Source organism: Xanthomonas sp. CPBF 426 (assembly GCF_903989465.1).
Lineage (GTDB): Bacteria > Pseudomonadota > Gammaproteobacteria > Xanthomonadales > Xanthomonadaceae > Xanthomonas > Xanthomonas euroxanthea.
Map to the genome: position 1 here is coordinate 2,965,694 of NZ_LR861805.1, position 18,033 is coordinate 2,983,726.

The window sequence follows — 18,033 nt, forward strand, 5'->3', positions numbered from 1 at the left end:
TGCCTCTGCCCGCACGCGCCGCGTGCCGGCATGGGGTATAGGCAGACCCCGCGCGCGACAGGCAATGCGCAGGAACTGCAGCCAAACAATGGTGCCCAAGAGGGGACTCGAACCCCTACGACCTAAGTCGCTACCACCTCAAGGTAGTGCGTCTACCAATTCCGCCACCTGGGCATACGTTGCGCCGCTGGGCATCCCAGTGCGCAGCGTATTGTAACCGGCTTCAGCGTTTTTGTGCTGGTTCTGAAGCGTTTTCTTCGCGTGCCGCAGGCGCTTGCTGCACCGGTGCGGACTGCGCAGGCGCCGTAGCTGGAGTAGCGGCAGGCGCCGGCTGCGACGGGGCGGTCGGAACTGCGCCGGCGGCCGGTGCCTGCGGCAACGGCTGAGTCAGCTCGCCTGCGGCGGCAGGCGCCGGGGTGGCCGACTGCGACATCACACCCAGGTTCTGGTCGGTCGGGCGTGCGCCGTGGGTGGCGTACCACGCCATGAACAGACTGATGCTGAAGAACACCACCGCCAGCCACTTGGTCGACTTGGACAGAAAGTTCGACGCGCCCTGCGAGCCGAACACGGTGCCCGAGGCGCCGGCACCGAAGCCGGAACCAACTGCCGCACCCGCACCGCGCTGCATCAGGATCAGCGCAATCATCGCCAGCGCGACCAGCACGTAGACCACATTGAGGATCAACATCAGCATTTCGAAATCCGTCCCCGGACAAAACTTAATGGGTTAACAAGCGGCCGCCGCACGGGCGATGGCCAGGAAATCCTCGGCGACCAGCGAGGCGCCTCCGACCAGCCCGCCATCGACGTCGGGCTGCGCAAACAGCTCGCCGGCGTTATCGGGCTTGACACTGCCCCCGTACAGGATGGACAGAGAATCGGCGATTCTAGCATCCGCCTTCGCGACTTCGCCACGCAGGAAGGCATGGACCGCCTGCGCCTGCGCCGGGCTGGCGGTGCGACCGGTGCCGATGGCCCAGATCGGCTCGTAGGCGAGCACGGCACGGGCAAAGCCTGCGCTGCCCACCAGCGCCAGCACCGGTTCGAGCTGGGCGCGCAGCACCGCTTCGGTCTGCTTGGCTTCACGCTGTTCCAGCGACTCGCCCACGCACAGCACCGGGATCAGCCCGGCGTGCACGGCGGCGGCGAATTTGCGCGCCACCAGCTCGCTGCTCTCACGATGGTACTGACGCCGTTCGGAATGGCCGACCAGCCCGTATTCGGCGCCGACATCGACCAGCATGGTGGCCGAGACTTCACCGGTATAGGCGCCCTTCTCGTTACTGCTGACGTCCTGGGCACCGAAACACAGGTGGTGCTCCTCGAAATCCTCGATCAGATCGCCGAGGTAAGGCAGGGGCGGCAGGATGACGACATCGACACCCTCCAGGGGCATGTGCGCGGCGATCCGGGCCACCAGTTCGGTGGCGAAGGCGCGGCTGCCATGCAGCTTCCAATTTCCGGCAACGATCTTTCGACGCATCAGGCGCAGGTTCCTGAGTGGAAGACAGGCGACAGAATAGCCCATGCCCTGTCGGCAGCCGGCACACTTCTGTCCATTGCCTGTCTCCTCCCTCCTTCAACAGGAACCTGTCATGTCCGTTTCGCCTGTCTTTGCATTGGTCACCGGCGCCTCCAGCGGCATCGGCCGCGAGATTGCGCGCGCTTACGCAAGGCGCGGCGTGCCGCTGATCCTGACCGCGCGCCGGGTGGATCGGCTGCAGGCGTTGGCCGAGGAGTTGCGGCCGTTGGTGCAGGTCGAAGTCCTGCCGGCCGATCTGGGCGATGCCGACGCGGCCGAAGCACTGGTTGCGCAGATCCAGCGCAATGGCTGGACGGTGGGCACCCTGGTCAACAATGCCGGCTACGGCGTGCCGGACCGCTATCTGCGCAACGACTGGGCCACGCATGCACGCTTCCTGCAGGTGATGGTGGCCGCGGTATGCGAGCTAACCTGGCGGTTGTTGCCGATGATTCGTGCCAGCGGCCAGGGCCGCATCCTCAACGTGGCCTCGTTCGCCGCACTGACGCCGGGTGCCGATGGGCAGACGCTGTACGCGGCCAGCAAGAGTTTCCTGCTGCGCTTCAGCGAATCGCTGTCGCTGGAAAATGCCGACTGCGCGGTCAAGGTCTGCGCGCTGTGCCCCGGCTTTGCCTGGTCGGAATTTCACGATGTCACCGGCACCCGCGAGGCGATGTCCACCCTGCCCCGCTGGGCCTGGCTGCAAGCCGACGACGTGGCCGAGTACGGCATTGCCGCACTAGAACGTGGCCAGGTGCTGGCCGTGCCGGGCTGGCGCTATCGCCTGGTCGGTGCGGTGTTGCGCGTGTTGCCGCATGCGCTTGCATTGCGCGTGATGGCGCGCGGATCGCATCGGGTACGGCCGTTGCGGTGAGGCGGCTGCACATCCGCTGCGGCGTCGCGTCCAGCGCTACGCGCGGCCGGTGTGTGATGCCGTCAGTGATTGACGATGTCGCCATGCATGGCCGCCAGCCGTGCCAGCAACCGGTTCTGCGTGCGGCGTGGAATCCTGCGCTGATCCATCGCCCAGTTCAGGTCCTCCACCAGCGCGTTGAAGTCGCCTTCGCGAATGACCAGGTGCGCGTGCGCCTGCTGCATCGACTTGGCGGTATCCGGGCACGGGCCATCGGCGACATGGCAGAACTTCTGCACCAGCCGCTCGTTGAGCATCACGATGTTGACGCGCGCGAAGGTGTCGACGATGCGTGGATCGTCGGCGATGCGCGACAGCATGGTTTCCACCAGCGCCTCGATGCCGGCCTGTCCGCCGAGTTCGTCATAGAGCGTGGGGCGCGGTTGCGTGGTGGCGCAGGCGCCCATCAGCGCCAGCACGCCCAGCAAGGACCAGCGCAGCCGTCGATTCATCACAACGCCACCTGCAGGGATAGATAGAGGCCGCGCTGGTCGGCGAGCGTGGCGATGTCGCCAAGCTCGGCCCATGCCGCGGTCAGGGACACATGCTTGCTGGGAAACCAGGCCACGAATCCATCGGCCCATGCCTGCTCGCGGGCGAAGCCGAGGTTATCGGGTTTGTCGCGGTACTCCACGCCGACCACCCATGCTGGCGACAGCACGACGGCGGCGCTGGCCTCGCCGACCAGCCGATAGCTGTTGCGACGATCGCCGCCGAAACCGAGCAAGCCGGTCTGATTGGCGCGGGTTGCGCGCAGCGTGCCGTTGAGCAGCAACTGGTAGCCGCCCGCGCCCTGCAGCAACAAACGGCTGGCGCTGACATACACATCGGTGCCGTGATCGTCGCGCGCGCCGATCGCCAGCGGCAGCGTGCCATCGCGCAGGCGTTTGTACTGCACGCCCACACTGACCTGTGGCGCATGCCCGTAGACCAGATCGCCATAGACCCGCAGCTTGGCGCCGAACACGTCCTGGCCGAGCGCATTCCATGGCAGGCCCAGCCGGTCCTGCAGGGCGCCCAGATCCAGCCGCTGCCGCGCCAGCGACAGTTCCAGCCGGTTGCCGACCGTCAGCGCGGCACCCTGCACGTCGAGCCGGTAATCGCCGCTGTCCACGTGCGTGGCAAACAGGACGGTGCCGAGTTCGTCGCGGGTGCCGTAGCCCGACAGCGTGGCCCACGGCACGATGCCGCCCCCGCTGCTGCCTTCGATCATCGACACGCCGCCGGTGGCGAGCAGACGCCCATCACCCGCGATCACCGACGCGGGCGCGATGGCCAGCCCGGCCAGTGCCGCAGCCAGCAGCGTGCGCCGCCACCTGGTCATCGATGCACTCCTGCCTGCGCTGCCGGCGTCGTATCGAGTTGGCGCAGGCACCAGGCGACCAGCGGCACCTCTTCCAACGGCGGCGCGTACAGATAGCCTTGCACCATGTCGCAGCCGTAACCGCGCAGCAGCCCCAGGGACGTGGCGTTTTCCACGCCTTCGGCGATCACGCTCAAGCCCAGGTTATGCCCGAGATCGATGGTGCTGCGCACGATGAACGCATCGTCCGTGCCTTCGGCCAGCTGCATGACGAAGCTCTTGTCGATCTTCAATTCGTCCACCGGCATGCGCTTGAGCTGCGCCAACGAGGAATAGCCGGTGCCGAAGTCGTCGATGGACAGCCGCACGCCGACGCTGCGCAGCTGATGCAGCATGTGCAGCGCGGATTCGACATCGCGCATCAAGGCGCTTTCGGTCAGCTCCAGCGTGACCGACTGCGCCGGCACCGCGTGATGCTCCAGACGGCCACGTACGTAATCCGGCAAGCCGGGGTCGGACAGGTCCAGCGCGGAAAGATTGATTGCCATGCCCAGCTCCAGGCCCTGCCGGCGCCACTGCGCCTGGCAGCGCAGCGCCTCGTCCAGCACGAAGCGGGTCAAGGGGTGGATCACGCCGGAGTGCTCGGCCAGTGGAATGAATTCGTCCGGGCCGATCGCCCCGAGCACCGGATGGTGCCAGCGCACCAGCACCTCCACCTGCTCGACGCGATCGTTGCGCAGGCAGATCTTGGGCTGAAAGCGCAGGGTCAGCTCGTTGCCTCCGACGGCCTGGCGCAGATCGCCGGTCAGGCGCAGCCGGCGCAGATGCTGCTCGTCCTGGCCCAGGCGATACACGCTGGCACCGATGGTGGTGACATTGCCGCCCTGGCGACGGGCAATGTCGGCGCGCCGCAGCAAGGTGTCCGGGTCGGCGCCGTGTTCGGGGATCAGGGCGATGCCGATGCTGGCTTCCAGCTGGATCCGCGCCTGCGGCAGCGCCAGCGGGCGGCGCAGCTGCAGCAGCAAGCGCTGTGCATCCTGTTGCACGGTGGCGGCGTCGGTCTGCGCCACCACCACCATGAATTCGTCGCTACCCAGCCGCCCGACCAGATTGGGTTCCTGCACCACGTCGGCAAGACGGCGGCCCACCTCGACCAGGACCTGGTCGGCGAAATCGTGGCCCAGGCTGTCGTTGAGTTCCTTGAAGCGTTCCAGATCCAGGATCAGCACCGCGGCGGTGCCGCCGGACGCCACGGCCTGCTCCACCACGTCCTTCAGCCGCTCCAGCAAGCAGATGCGATTGGGCAGACCGGTCAAGGCATCGTGGCGCGCCTGATGCAGGATGTGCTGCTCGCGACTGGCAATCTGCTGCTGCATGCGCCCGAAGCTGTCGGCCAACTCGGCCAGTTCGCGCCCGGATGGCACTTCGACCGCGGTGTGGTAATCGCCGCGCTGGATGCGCCGTGCGGCCTGTACCAGCTGCGCGACCGGCCTGCTGACGCTGCGCGCCAGGAAGATCGCCACGCCCAGCGCCGCAGCCGTGGCCAGACCCGCCAGCAGCAGGATGCGCAACTTGAGCACGCGATAGGGCGCCACCGCGCGATCCAGCGAGGCCTGCAGCGCAACCCGCACATGGCTGTCGCCCTGGATCGACTGCAGTTTGACCAGGTAGCGCGACTGGGCCAGGGTCAAGGCGACCGCTGCGCCCTGCGCGCGTTCGGCGGCCGGCAACTGCTGCGCGAACTCTGCACGCGCGGCCGGCTCCAGGGTGGAGGCCAGCACGCGCACCGGCGGGCCATCGGTGAAGAAGGTCGCATCCAGCCCGGTGGTGGAACGGAAATCCTGCGCCAGGCCGTCGCCGGATTCATTGCCGATCGCGATCCAGCCCACCCGGCTCGGTGCCAGCACCTGCACCACCGCCAGCCGCACGATGCGGCTGTCCAAGGCCACCACGCCGACCGCACGCCCATCGCGCTGCGCCTGCTGCAACAGGGTCTGCACGGCGCGCAGCTGTTCGGCTTGCGGCAGGTCGGCGAGCCCGGTCAGAAACTCCCCGTCCGGGGACAACAGCAGCGCGGTCTGCGCCGACATGCGCGCAGCGTGATTGCGCAATGCCGATTGCATGGTCGGCACATCGCCACTGGCCACGGCCGCGCGAAAGCCGAAGTCGTCGGCCAGCACCGAGGCCGACTGCATCAGTTGCTCGTCGCGGCGCAGATTGATGCGTTGCCAGACGCGTTCGCCGATCTGCAGTTCTTCGCCCAGTTGCGCCTTGACGCTGCGCTCGGTGGCGACCTGCACCGCAATGAAGGTCAGTGCCTGCGTGGCGAGCACGACCAGCACCAACAAGGCCGCGATCCGGGTATGCAGGCGCATGGCCTTCATGGCTTCGGCGTCTTCGGGTCGGCGCGACGGAACTTGTCCTGCAGCGCGCGCACGCGCGCATCCGGTGGCGCGACCACGGGCGCGGCGCCGGTGGTCTGCAGGGTCACGCGCCGTTGCATGGCCTGGCGCGCAAGTGCCACCGGCTCGGTGAGCGCGGCGCCCTTGATGCGTGGATGCCAGACCCGAAGCGTGTAGTTGCCTGCCGGCGCATCCAGCTGCACGCGGCCGTCGCTGCCGGTCTTGCCGAAATACGGCGTGTCCACCACCAGGATATAGCCCAGCATCCAGTCGTGGATATTGCAGCCCACCGTCACCAGACCGGCCTGGTCGAAGCGCACCGGTGCGGCGGTGCTGCCCTGGAACAGCGGCAATTCGAAGCGCTTGGCGGGGGAGAACGAATAGACCTGATGGCGAATCTGGTCGTTGTTGGGAAACCGCACCAGGGTGCCGGTGCGCACCGCCAGCACGGCGGGCACGAACTGCGAATTGACCTGGTCCATCTCCACGGTCCGGGGCGCGCCGGCGGCAACCGGACGTGCCGGCTCCAGGCTCACCACCGCATCGACCAGCATGCCGTTGGCATCGACGACGGTCACGCTGAGCGGCGTTGCCAATGCGCAGCTTGCGGCGCAGTACGCCAGCACCCCGCAAACCGGGCCGATCCGTTTGAACCACTGCATCCGCATGCGCCCCCCAAGCTAGTGCACTCAGCAGCGGGCGCCAGGCGAGTCCGACGTCGCGCTAGCGATCAGACTGGGTTATCGGCTCAGGTGAATGCAAGCTTTAATCGGACGCGAGCACGCTTTCATGAATCAAACTGTGCCGGCGGTCATTGCCGATGCTGCGAGCGCAGCGATCGCCTGCGCGTCCTGGCCGCGAACGGCCTACTTCAACTTGATTTCGCGCAGACGCTCTTCCAGAAACCCGTGCGCGGTGATCGGCTCGGGATACCTGCTCGGATTGTCGGCGGTGATGCACGACGGCAGCACGTCGATCAGGAAATCCGGATTGGGATGCAGGAAGAACGGCACCGAATAGCGCGGCTTGCGTGCCTGCTCGCCCGGCGGATTGACCACGCGATGGATGGTGGACGGATACACGTGGTTGGTCAGGCGTTGCAGCATGTCGCCGATGTTGACCACGATGGTGTCGGCGTCGGCAGTGAATGGCACCCACTCGCCATCGTTGGAGCGCACTTCCAGCCCGGCCGCGCTGGCACCGACCAGCAAGGTGATGAAATTGATGTCGCCATGCGCGCCGGCACGCACGTTGGGAATGTCGTCGCTGGTGATCGGCGGGTAGTGGATCGGCCGCAGGATCGAGTTGCCGTTGTTGGTCTTGTCGACGAAATACTCCTGCGGCAGGCCGATATGCAGCGCCAATGCCGACAGCACGCGTGAGCCCAGGTGATCCAGCTGCTGGTACAGGCGATAGCCGCGCTCACGGAACCCGGGCACCTCTTCCGGCCACAGATTCGGCGCCATCACCGCGCGGTAAGGCGAATCGTCCGGGATTTCGCGGCCGATATGCCAGAACTCCTTCAGATCGAAATGCTTGGAATCCTTGGCGGTTTCCACGCCGAACGCGGTATAGCCGCGCGCACCGCCGCTGCCTTCCACGTGGTAGCGACGCTTGACCTCTTCGGGCAGCGCAAAGAACGCCTTGAACACCTCGTACGCCGCGTCGATGTCGGCCTGCGCGATGCCGTGGTTGCGGATGCCGGCAAAGCCCCACTGCCGATAGGCCGCGCCGAGCTCGGCGACGAAAGCGTCGCGGTCGCTGTCGAAACGGGTGATGTCCAGGGTCGGGATGCGGGCGCTCATACGGATATCTGCAGTTGAAGTCGGGAAGTCGAAAGGAAGGCCTGCCGCTCAGGACAGCAGGCGATACAACAGGTAGAACGTCGCGGCCTTGGCAAAGACCACGCACACAGCAATGATCAGCGACTCACGCCGCGTCACGCACGGCCCCGGAGAGACGGTCGAGCGTGTCCTGCATCAGGCCGGCGTCGTCGGCTTCCACGGTCACGCGCACCACCGGCTCGGTGCCGGACGGACGCAGGAACGCACGTCCCCGGCCATGCACGGCGGCCTGCGCCTGCTGCAGTGCCTGCTGCACGCCGGCGGCCTCCACGATCGCCTTGGCCGCCCCGCCATCCAGCCGCACGTTGACGGTCTTCTGCGGCACCTTGCTCAGGCTGCTCAGGGCCTGGCGCAGGCTCTGCCCATCGCGGCCCAGGGCCTCGAGCACCTGCAGCGCACTGACGATGCCATCGCCGGTGGTGGCGCGATCCAGGCACAGCAGATGGCCGGAGGTTTCGCCACCCAGCGTGCCGCCGCCTTCGACCAGCGCCTGGTGCACATAGCGGTCGCCGACCTTGGCGCGCTGGAACGGGATGCTCCGTGCAGCCAGCGCCTGTTCCAGGCCGTAGTTGGTCATCAAGGTGCCGACCACGGTGCCGGTGAGCCGGCCGCTGGCCTGCCAGGAGCACGCGAGCAGGTAGAGCAGGTCGTCGCCATCGACCGGGTTGCCCTGGTCGTCGGCCATCAGCACGCGGTCGCCATCGCCGTCGAAGGCGATGCCCAGCTGCGCGCCGCTCTCGCGCACCTTGGCGGCGAGATTGTCGATATGGGTGGAGCCGACACCGGCATTGATATTGAGCCCGTCGGGCGCGGCGCCGATGACGACCACGTCCGCACCCAGCTCGCGGAACAGCATCGGCGCAATGTGATAGGTCGCCCCGTGCGCGCAGTCCAGCACCATCTTCAGGCCGTGCAGGGTGAACCCGCGCGCCACGCTGGCCTTGCAGAATTCGATGTAACGGCCGATCGCATCACGGGTGCGGATCGCCTTGCCCAGGCGCTCCGATTCCACGGTGTGGAACGGCTCGTCCAGCGCGGCCTCGATCGCCGCTTCGGTGGCGTCGTCGAGCTTCTCGCCTTCGGCGGAGAAGAACTTGATGCCGTTGTCGTAATGCGGATTGTGCGAGGCGCTGATCACCACGCCGGCATCGGCGCGCAGCGTATTGGTCAGGAAGGCGATGGCCGGGGTCGGCATCGGGCCGATCAGCTGCACGTCGGCGCCGGCGGCGACCAGGCCGGCTTCCAATGCGGCTTCGAACATGTAACCGGAAATCCGCGTGTCCTTGCCGATCAGCACCAGCGGACGCTTGCTGCGGCCCTGGGTCAGCACCCGACCGAGCGCATTGCCCAGCCGCAGCACGAAATCGGCCGAGATCACGCCCTGCCCGACCCGGCCACGGATGCCGTCGGTTCCAAAATACTTGCGACTGCTCATGCGTTGCGGTGTTCCTGCCTACGGGTGGACGCACGCGCAGCGGCGCGTGCGACGGTGTCGCGCCAGCGCGCAACCACTGGCCTCATGCGGCCGCGTCCTGCGGATGCGGCTGACGCATCATCATCGCGGTCAGATCGGCGATGCGGTCGCGCATGTCGCGGCGGTCGCAGATCTGGTCGATGGCGCCGTGGTCGAGCAGGAACTCCGACCGCTGGAAGCCTTCCGGCAGGGTCTCGCGCACGGTCTGCTCGATCACGCGCGGGCCGGCGAAGCCGATCAACGCATGCGGCTCGGCGATATTGATGTCGCCCAGCATCGCGAACGAGGCCGACACGCCACCGGTGGTGGGATGGGTCAGCACCGAGATGTACGGCAGGCCGGCTTCCCGCAGGCGCCCGAGTGCCGCGGAGGTCTTGGCCATCTGCATCAGCGAGAACAGGCCTTCCTGCATGCGCGCCCCGCCGCTGGCGGAGAAGCACACGAACGGGCAGCCGACTTCCAGCGCCACTTCGGCCGCACGCGCGAAGCGCTCGCCGACCACCGAGCCCATCGAGCCGCCCATGAAGGCGAAGTCGAATGCGGCGGCGACCAGCGGGTTGCCCTTGAGCGTGCCGCGCATGGCGATCAGCGCGTCGTACTCGCCGCTGCTCTTCTGGCTGGCCTTGATGCGCTCGCCATAGCGCTTCTGGTCCTTGAACTTGAGCACGTCGACCGGGCCCAGCTGGGCGGCGATCTCGGTGGTCGCGGTGTCGGGATCGAACAGCGAGTTCAGGCGCGCACGCGCGCGGATCGCCATGTGGTGGTCGCACTTCGGACACACCTCGAGGTTCTCCTCGAGCTCGGGGCCGTACAGCGCGCTGCCGCAGTTGCTGCACTTCTCCCACAGCCCCTCGGGGACGCTGCGCTTCTTGGCCGGGGTGTTCTCGGTGCGGATGCCGGAGGGCATCAATTTGCTGAGCCAGCTCATGCGTGTATGACAATCCATGCAGGGCGGCCATGTGGGCCGCAGAGGGGCGACAGTCTAACGCGCTGCGGGAAAGCCGAGGTAGCGCGCAGGCTAAATGCGGGCCCGGGTGGCCCGGCCCGCGCTTGCCGCGCGGCGGCCCCAAGGCTGGCGTGCCGGTGGCGCGCCGGGTGTACCCTTCTCGCCCGCAGGCGCAGAGAGGCTGTGGTGTCAGGCCTGGTCGAGCGCCTGCCGCAGCGGGGCCAGGAAAGCCTCGGCGCGTTCGCGGGCACTGCGGACATCGGTGGCTTCGGCCAGCGCGGCGACCAGCGCGCTGCCGACCACCACGCCGTCGGCGTCGACGGCCATGGCGGCGGCGCTGGCGGCGTCCTTGATGCCGAAACCGGCCACCACCGGGGCGCCGGCACGCCGGCGCAGCTGGCGCAGGCGGTCGCTGGCGGCATGGGTGTCGAGCAGGTTCGAGGCGCCGGTGACGCCGGCGAAGCTGACGTAGTACAGATAGCCCTGGGCGCTGCTGCACAGCATGTCCAGGCGCTGCTCGCTGGTGGTCGGCGACGCCAGCGCAATCAGCGCCAGGCCGACCTCGGTGAAGATCGCGCGGGTCTCATCCGCCTCTTCGGGCGGCAGATCGACCAGGAGCAGGCCATCCACGCCGGCAGCGACGGCGGCTTCGGCGAAGCGCCGGGGGCCGTGGATCTCGATCGGGTTGAGGTAGCCCATCAGCACCACCGGCGTGGTGGCGTCCTCACGGCGGAACTCGTGCACCGCTTCCAGCACATAGGCCAGGCCGGCACCACGGCCCAGCGCGCGCTCGGAGCTGCGCTGGATGGTGGGGCCGTCGGCCATCGGGTCGGAAAACGGCACGCCGAGTTCGATGACATCGGCACCGGCGCGCACCAGCGCATGCATCACCGGCACGGTGGCTTCCAGCGACGGATCGCCGGCGGTGATGAAGGGGATGAGCGCCTTGCGGCCATCGGCACGCAGACGCTGGAAGGTTTCGTCGATACGACGCATTGAAAGACCTTGCAATTGTTAGAGGCGGTGCGACCGCCTCAATGGATGTCCTGGTACATCGTGGCCGGCAATTCGGTCAATGCCTGGGCCTCGACCTCAAGGTCGAAACTGTCCAGGCAGCAGCCGCAGCCGCTGTTTTCCGAACATGTGCGGATCTGCGGCGCCCAGCGGTCGAGCCAGGCGAACAGCAGGTCCTGTTCGCCTGGCTGGTCGGCTAGCGCGGTCACGGTGACGCGCCGCAGCGGCATCAGACCTGCACACCTTCGCGTGCGGCGATGGTGTGCACGTCCTTGTCGCCCCTGCCGGACAGGTTGCACAGGATCAGCGCGTCCTTGGGCATCTCGCGCGCGAGCTTGATCGACTGCGCCACTGCATGGCTGGATTCGAGTGCGGCCAGGATGCCTTCGGTATGCGCCAGCAGATGGAAGGCGGCCATCGCTTCGTCGTCGGTGATGCCCTGGTAGACCGCACGCCCGCTGTCGGACAGGAACGAATGCTCCGGGCCCACGCCCGGGTAATCCAGGCCGGCAGAAATCGAATGGGTTTCGGTGATCTGGCCATCGTCGTCGCAGATCACATAGGTGCGATTGCCGTGCAGGACGCCGGGGCGCCCGGCCGCGATCGACGCCGCATGACGGCCGGTTGCGATGCCGTCGCCGGCCGCTTCGGCGCCGTAGATCTTGACACCTGGGTCGTTGAGGAAGGCATGGAACAGGCCGATCGCATTGCTGCCGCCGCCGACGCAGGCGCTGAGCGCATCCGGCAGGCGGCCGAAATCTTCCAGCATCTGCGCGCGCGCTTCGCGGCCGACAATCGCGTTGAAGTCGCGCACCATGCGCGGATACGGATCCGGGCCGGCCACGGTGCCGATGATGTAGAAGGTGTCCTGCACGTTGGTGACCCAGTCGCGCATCGCTTCGTTGAGCGCGTCCTTGAGCGTGGCCGAGCCGGAGGTCACCGGTATCACGGTCGCACCGAGCAGCTTCATGCGGTAGACGTTGATCTTCTGCCGCTCGATGTCGGTGGCACCCATGTAGACCACACATTCCAGGCCCAGCCGCGCGGCCACCGTGGCGCTGGCCACGCCATGCTGGCCGGCGCCGGTCTCGGCAATGATGCGGGTCTTGCCCATGCGGCTGGCCAGCAAGGCCTGGCCGATGGTGTTGTTGATCTTGTGCGCGCCGGTGTGGTTGAGGTCTTCGCGCTTGAGCAGGATCTGCGCGCCGCCCACTTCGCGGCTCAGGCGCTCGGCGTGATAGATCGGGCTGGGCCGGCCGACGTAGTGCTTGAGATCCTTGTCGTATTCGGCAATGAAGGCCGGATCCTGGCGCGCCTGGTCGTAGGCGGCAGACAGCTCCTGCAAGGGGCCGATCAAGGTCTCGGCGACAAACCGGCCACCGAACTTGCCGAAATGGCCGGCAGCGTCCGGATAGGCGTAAAAGTCACTGATGGGCTGGACCGACATGGGAATCCTCTGCAGCGATGCGGTCGTACATGAGGCATTACTGTAGCGCAGCCACGGCGTGCGATAAATCGATAAGATTGCCGCAACCTGTGATCTGGACTCACATATGAGCACACTGCTTCCGCCGCTGGCAGCGCTGCGCGCGTTCGAATCCGCCGCACGTCTGCAGAGCGTCAGCCGGGCCGCGCAGGAGCTGCACGTGACCCATGGCGCCATCAGCCGGCACGTGCGCTCGCTGGAACAGGCGCTGGGCACGGCGCTGTTCACCCGCCAGGGCCGCGGCCTGGTGCTCACGCCTGCCGGCGCCAGGCTGCGTGATGCCACCGGCGAAGGCTTTGCGCTGATCGGCGACACCTGGGCAGCGTTGCGGCGCCCCACCAGCGAGGCGCCGCTGGTGCTGGGCTGCTCCGGCAGCCTGCTCGCGCGCTGGGTCATCCCGCGGCTGGGCAGGCTGCAGCGGGATCTGCCGCAGCTGCGCCTGCATTTGTCGGCCAATGAACAGGCGCCCGGTCCGGACCTGGATGGCCTGGATGCGGCCTTGCTGCTGGACACCCCGCCGTGGCCAGGCGAGTGGCAGGTGCACGAGCTGGGCGTGGAGTGGATCGGCCCGGTGCTGAGCCCGCAGCTGGCATCGGCCACCCGGCTCGATGGCAGCGCGGCGACCGCCCTGCTCGACCACGCCTTGCTGCATACCCGCTCGCGCCCGCAGGCCTGGCCGGAATGGGCGCAACGCTACGGCCTGGCACCCGAGGCGCTGGGCTTCGGCACCGAATTCGAACATCTGGTCTATCTGCTGGAGGCGGCCGCGGCCGGCCTGGGCGTGGCGATCGCACCGCAACCGCTGGTTGCCGCCGACCTGGCCGCCGGGCGCCTGCTGGCGCCCTGGGGCTTTACGCCAACGCGCGGCCGCTGGGTGCTGTGCGCCGCAAGGCGCAACCCCGATCCGCGCATCGAACAGCTCGCTGGTTGGTTACGTCACGCACTTTCAGAGGATCAACAGCACACCACGGATGCCTCAAGCGCCTAATCGGAACTCTCAAATCGTCCCGACCGACGAAACAAGCGGCCAAGCAATCACCGGGAAATCGAAGACCTCAAGAGCAATCAAACCCACGAAGGAGACTGCCTGCCCCAATTCCCCAATCCCGATTCCCCAATCCCGATTCCCGATTCCCCAACTCACCCCATCTCGTGGCAATCGGCCCGGCGCACTTCTTCGACGAACTTGCGCATCATGTGGCCGTCCTTGATCCCCGGCGCCAGCTCCACGCCGCTGGACACGTCCACGCCCCACGGCAGCGTCGCCACGATCGCATCGAACACGTTGTCGGCGGTGATGCCGCCCGCCAGCAGAAACGGACGATGCAGGCCGGTCGGCAGCCGCGACCAATCGAAGGTCTTGCCGGTACCGCCACCGGCGCCGGGCGCATGGCTGTCGAACAGGAAACCGGCGGTATTGGGATAGGCAAGCTGCAAGGTCCGCGCGTTGGCGTCCTCGCCGTTCATGCCGGTGCTGCCCATCGGTATGGCCTTGAGATACGGCAGGTTGAAGCTGCGGCAGAACGCGTCGTCTTCCTCGCCATGAAACTGCAGCAAGGTCGGGCGCACGGTACGCACCACTTCGCGCACTTCTTCCTTGGAATTGTTGCGGAACAAGGCCACCACATCGACCATCGGCGCGGTGGCCTGGCGCATTGCGCGCGCCTCGGCCGGCGCCACGCGGCGCGGGCTGCCATGCGCAAAAATGAACCCCACCGCGTCCACACCCAGCTCGCCGGCCAGTCGAATATCACCGGCGCGGGTCATGCCACAGAACTTGATACGGGTGCGGTACAGCGATCGATTCATTGGGTTACCTCAGCGGGCAGATGCCACTCTGCGGGATACAACGGCCCGATGAAGACCAGACCTTGTGGCGGCGCTGTCGGCCCGGCCACCGTGCGGTCGCGACCGGCCAGCAACGTCGCGATCCAGTCGCCCGGTTGTTCCCCGGTTCCGATCAGGATCAGCGAGCCAACAATATTCCGCACCATGTGATGAAGGAATGCATTGGCCTGGACCTGCACCTCCACCACCTCGCCGATGCGTTGCACGCTGATGGCCTGCAGGTTGCGGCGTGCGTGCAAGGCCTGGCATTGCACGCTGCGGAATGCGCTGAAGTCGTTCTCGCCCAATAACGCCTGCGCGGCCGCGTGCATGGCATCGGCATCCAGCGGGCGGCGTTCCCAGCTCAAGGTCTGGCGATACAGCGCCGGGCGTATCTGCCGGTTGAGCAGGCGATACCGGTAACGGCGCGCGCGCGCGGAAAACCGCGCGTGGAAGTCGGCGGCCGCCGGCACGCACCAGCGCACCGCGATCGAGGGCGGCAGGCGCGCGGTGGTGCCCAGCATCCAGCCACGCGGCGCGCGGTGCGCATCGCTGTCGAAATGCACCACCTGGCACTCGCCATGCACGCCGGCATCGGTGCGGCCTGCGCATACCACCTGTACCGGGGCATCGGCCACCGAGGACAGCGCCGCCTGCAGGCTGGCCTGCACGCTCGGCCCACCCTGCTCACCCAACTGCTGCCAGCCCTGGAACTCGCTGCCGTCGTACTCCACGCCCAGCGCGTAACGCATCGGAACCTGCCTGTTGTCGAATCGATGGAGCGTGCGCGGACTAGCCGACGGCGCGCTCGGACCACACCGCCAGCGTGTTACCGCCCGGCTCGCGGAAATGAAACCGGCTGCCGCCGGGAAAACCGAACACCGGCTTGACGATCTCGCCACCGGCAGCGCGTACGCGCTCGCCCATGGGCTCCAGCGCGTCGGCATACAGCACGATCAGCGGACCCGCATCTGCCGACGCTGCCGCAGTGGCGCGATAGAAACCACCGTCCAGACGACCGTCATTGAAGGCCAGATAATCCGGACCATAGGCCTGAAACTGCCAGCCGAACACGGTTTCGAAAAACGCGCGGCTGGCATCCAGATCGAGCGAGGCAAATTCCACGTAATCGATACGGCGCTCGCGTGCGGCGGCTTGTGCGGCGGCCAGGCTGTCCAGCGCCGGGCTCATGCCAGCCGCTCCAGCAGTTCGGCGGCTTCGGCGCGGGTGGCCTCATCGCCGGTTGCAGCCACCTCCAGCAACAAGCCACGCGCGGTGTCCGTGTCGCCAAGATCCATGTAGGCCACGGCCAGTTCCAGACGATCGCGGCCTGCAGAGACGAACCCCCTGGTGCTCACCGCGCTGGGCGCAGCGGCCGGGGCGATAGGCACCGGGTCGATCTCCGGGCTGTCCTGCGTGGCGACCGAGGCAAGCGGCACGCCCGGCGCGCGATCGTTGCCGGCGCGCGTGGCGTCTACGTCCTGCGGCTGGCCGTACGGAAGCTCCGCAGGCGCGGACCTCACCTGCTCCGGCACCGGTTCCTCAGGCGCAGCGAACTCCGGCTGCACCACCGGAGGCGCTGGCGGCGTCGCACGCAGCGAGCGCCAATCCTCGCTGGCAACCACCGACGGCGCTGCGACAGGCTCGGACAGCAGCGGTTCGCGACGCAACACATCGGACAGCGGCTGCTGCGCCTGGTAGGCGCGCTCGTCTTCGCGCAGGTCGGCCTGCTCGAATTCGGTTTCATGCAGCACATCGTGCTCGCTGGGCACGGTGGCCTGTGCATCGTCCTGCAGCGCCACGGCGTCTGCCGCGGCGCCGGCAGGCACGATGTCGAACTGACGCTGCGGCAACGGCGGCAGCGGCGAGGGCTTGCGCCGGCGTGCCGCCAGCCAGGCGACGACCGCCGCGACGATCAACACCAGCCCGCCGATCAACCACAGTGGAAAACCGCCACCCTGCTGCGCCGCGGCCGGCGTTTCGGACAAGCGCTTCTGCGCGGCCGCCAGGTCGGTGTCCTTCATTGCGATCAAGGCTTGCTGTTGCTGCTTGAGCTTTTCCAGATCGGCCACGCGGGTGCGCAGATCCTGCAATTCCGCATCGCGGGTGGCGATGTCTTCCCTGGCCTGTTGCAACTGTTGGTTGGCCGCCATGTCGCCCTCGCCTTCGGCACTGGTGCCGGACGTGGCGCCGGCCTGGTTGGTCTGACTCGCCACTGCCGGGGCGATCTCGAGCCGCGCGCCGGCACCTGCCGGCGTCGCGACAGCTGCGGCAGGTGCCGGCGTTGCTGCGGCAGCACCGGCTTCGGCCGGCTGCGGAATCGCTGCGCGCGCCTGTCGCCACTGCGCGGCCTGCTCGCGCACCATCACCGTCGCCTCGGCAGCGCCGACCTGCGCCAGCGCGTCTTCCTGCGGGGTGCGCAGCACTGCACCCTGCTTCAAGCGATTGATGTTGCCGTCGATGAAGGCATCCGGGTTGGTGCGCAGCAACGCCAGCATGGTCTGGTCGAGCGAATGCCCGTTGGAACGGGCCACGGCGGCAGCGATTTCGGACAAGGTCTGGCCCGAGCGCACCGCCGGCAGCGCATCGCCGGCCGGCGCCGGCGCGGCAGCGCGCGTGCTGGAACGTGTGCCGGGCGCCACTGCGTCGGCAGCCTGCCCGGCGCGTCCGGCAACGGCTGCGGGCGCGGCGGCCGGCTCACGTGCGATGGCATTGCTGGCCCCGGCGCGCGGCGCCTCGATGGCAGGCCCGGCGATCGCAGCCGCGGTATTGGGCGCATCGACCAGTGCGGAATACTCGCGCACCAGCCGGCCCTGGCCCCACTCCACCTCGATCAGGAAGTTGATCGCCGGCTGGTCCACCGCCTGGCTGCTGGTCACGCGGATCACCGCACGCCCGCGCGCGTCCTGCGCGAACTGGAACTGCAGGTTGCTGACCAGGCCCTGCGGGCGCTCCAGGCCGACCCGTGCAAACGTGGTGGCCGATGCCAGCGCCACGCGTGCGTTGTCGAGTTCGCCCGGCTCGTTGGAGATGACCGGAATCTCGGCCACCAATGGCTGCCCCGGCCGGGACAGCACCCGGATATCGCCCAGGCCCAACGCCATCGCAGCGCCGCTGCAGGCCATCAGCAGCAGCGCACCTATCCCTTGTATCGGACGCATCGCGCCCCCGCCCCTATGTTTCATGGGCATCAATATAGCCGCTGCATGGGCGAAAAAGTCGGCGCCCCCCGCGCAGAGCGCGCATGCCGTGGCGATACCGCGATGCGACATCCATGCAGCAGGCCATCGGCAGCGCGT

At 67.7% G+C, this 18,033-nt stretch carries 18 protein-coding genes and 1 tRNA gene; 2 read left to right on the top strand and 17 right to left on the bottom strand.

The window, feature by feature from the left end; translation table 11 throughout:
• Positions 1-89: 89 nt before the first annotated feature.
• The 3 genes from H7A87_RS12655 to tpiA form a co-directional block, all read right to left on the bottom strand.
• Positions 90-174, bottom strand: a tRNA-Leu gene (locus H7A87_RS12655).
• A gap of 49 nt (positions 175-223) precedes the next feature.
• On the bottom strand, positions 224-697 hold the full coding sequence (secG, locus tag H7A87_RS12660) for a preprotein translocase subunit SecG (RefSeq protein WP_119128536.1): 474 nt from the start codon (positions 695-697) through the stop codon (positions 224-226).
• A 33-nt stretch (positions 698-730) separates the two neighbouring features.
• Positions 731-1,486, bottom strand: a complete 756-nt coding sequence (gene tpiA, locus H7A87_RS12665) for a triose-phosphate isomerase (protein ID WP_119128535.1) — start codon at positions 1,484-1,486, stop codon at positions 731-733.
• A 112-nt stretch (positions 1,487-1,598) separates the two neighbouring features.
• On the opposite strand from tpiA, the gene H7A87_RS12670 reads away from it, so the two are divergent.
• The gene (locus H7A87_RS12670) at positions 1,599-2,399 is read left to right on the top strand and encodes an SDR family oxidoreductase (RefSeq protein WP_119128534.1); all 801 of its coding nucleotides are present in this window, start codon (positions 1,599-1,601) and stop codon (positions 2,397-2,399) included.
• A gap of 62 nt (positions 2,400-2,461) precedes the next feature.
• Here H7A87_RS12670 and H7A87_RS12675 read toward each other — a convergent pair whose 3' ends face one another.
• From H7A87_RS12675 to trpB, 10 genes are all read right to left on the bottom strand, one after another.
• A complete protein-coding gene (locus tag H7A87_RS12675) occupies positions 2,462-2,890 on the bottom strand; it encodes a group 1 truncated hemoglobin (RefSeq protein ID WP_104648014.1) in 429 nt (142 codons plus the stop codon).
• Positions 2,890-3,762 (bottom strand): DUF3034 family protein, encoded by an 873-nt coding sequence (locus H7A87_RS12680; RefSeq protein ID WP_119128533.1) that lies wholly within the window; start codon positions 3,760-3,762, stop codon positions 2,890-2,892. The genes H7A87_RS12675 and H7A87_RS12680 overlap by 1 nt, the downstream gene beginning before the upstream one ends.
• On the bottom strand, positions 3,759-6,125 hold the full coding sequence (locus H7A87_RS12685; RefSeq protein WP_119128532.1) for an EAL domain-containing protein: 2,367 nt from the start codon (positions 6,123-6,125) through the stop codon (positions 3,759-3,761). Before H7A87_RS12685 ends, H7A87_RS12680 begins: the two co-directional genes overlap by 4 nt.
• Positions 6,122-6,805: a methylamine utilization protein gene (locus H7A87_RS12690; protein ID WP_104648017.1), complete on the bottom strand. Its 684-nt coding sequence runs from the start codon at positions 6,803-6,805 to the stop codon at positions 6,122-6,124. The genes H7A87_RS12685 and H7A87_RS12690 overlap by 4 nt, the downstream gene beginning before the upstream one ends.
• 204 nt (positions 6,806-7,009) lie before the next feature.
• Positions 7,010-7,948 (bottom strand): 2-oxoglutarate and iron-dependent oxygenase domain-containing protein, encoded by a 939-nt coding sequence (locus H7A87_RS12695; protein WP_104581955.1) that lies wholly within the window; start codon positions 7,946-7,948, stop codon positions 7,010-7,012.
• Between the two features lie 124 nt (positions 7,949-8,072).
• Positions 8,073-9,422 (bottom strand): phosphoglucosamine mutase, encoded by a 1,350-nt coding sequence (gene glmM, locus H7A87_RS12700; protein ID WP_119128531.1) that lies wholly within the window; start codon positions 9,420-9,422, stop codon positions 8,073-8,075.
• A gap of 82 nt (positions 9,423-9,504) precedes the next feature.
• On the bottom strand, positions 9,505-10,389 hold the full coding sequence (gene accD, locus H7A87_RS12705) for an acetyl-CoA carboxylase, carboxyltransferase subunit beta (RefSeq protein WP_046343350.1): 885 nt from the start codon (positions 10,387-10,389) through the stop codon (positions 9,505-9,507).
• A gap of 207 nt (positions 10,390-10,596) precedes the next feature.
• Positions 10,597-11,403, bottom strand: coding sequence for a tryptophan synthase subunit alpha (trpA, locus tag H7A87_RS12710; protein WP_119128530.1), 807 nt, complete (start codon positions 11,401-11,403; stop codon positions 10,597-10,599).
• 38 nt (positions 11,404-11,441) lie between these two features.
• Entirely contained in the window at positions 11,442-11,651 is a 210-nt protein-coding gene (locus H7A87_RS12715; protein ID WP_104581952.1) for a hypothetical protein, read from the bottom strand.
• Positions 11,651-12,868 carry a tryptophan synthase subunit beta gene (gene trpB / locus H7A87_RS12720; RefSeq protein ID WP_119128529.1) on the bottom strand — a complete coding sequence of 406 codons (1,218 nt, stop codon included), beginning with the start codon at positions 12,866-12,868 and terminating at the stop codon, positions 11,651-11,653. The genes H7A87_RS12715 and trpB overlap by 1 nt, the downstream gene beginning before the upstream one ends.
• A 106-nt stretch (positions 12,869-12,974) precedes the next feature.
• Between trpB and H7A87_RS12725 the strand changes: the two genes are divergently transcribed.
• Complete coding sequence (locus H7A87_RS12725; protein ID WP_119128528.1) at positions 12,975-13,895, top strand: LysR family transcriptional regulator; 921 nt, start codon at positions 12,975-12,977, stop codon at positions 13,893-13,895.
• Positions 13,896-14,047: 152 nt separating this feature from the next.
• Here the strand turns inward: H7A87_RS12725 and H7A87_RS12730 are convergent, their stop codons facing one another.
• From H7A87_RS12730 to H7A87_RS12745, 4 genes are read right to left on the bottom strand one after another with little or no spacing between them, the layout of a single operon-like run.
• Positions 14,048-14,716: a phosphoribosylanthranilate isomerase gene (locus tag H7A87_RS12730; RefSeq protein ID WP_104581949.1), complete on the bottom strand. Its 669-nt coding sequence runs from the start codon at positions 14,714-14,716 to the stop codon at positions 14,048-14,050.
• Positions 14,713-15,486, bottom strand: coding sequence for a tRNA pseudouridine(38-40) synthase TruA (gene truA, locus H7A87_RS12735; RefSeq protein ID WP_104581948.1), 774 nt, complete (start codon positions 15,484-15,486; stop codon positions 14,713-14,715). Before truA ends, H7A87_RS12730 begins: the two co-directional genes overlap by 4 nt.
• Positions 15,487-15,526: 40 nt before the next feature.
• Positions 15,527-15,925, bottom strand: coding sequence for a VOC family protein (locus H7A87_RS12740; protein WP_119128527.1), 399 nt, complete (start codon positions 15,923-15,925; stop codon positions 15,527-15,529).
• Positions 15,922-17,895 (bottom strand): FimV/HubP family polar landmark protein, encoded by a 1,974-nt coding sequence (locus H7A87_RS12745; protein WP_180496671.1) that lies wholly within the window; start codon positions 17,893-17,895, stop codon positions 15,922-15,924. Before H7A87_RS12745 ends, H7A87_RS12740 begins: the two co-directional genes overlap by 4 nt.
• Positions 17,896-18,033 lie beyond the last annotated feature (138 nt).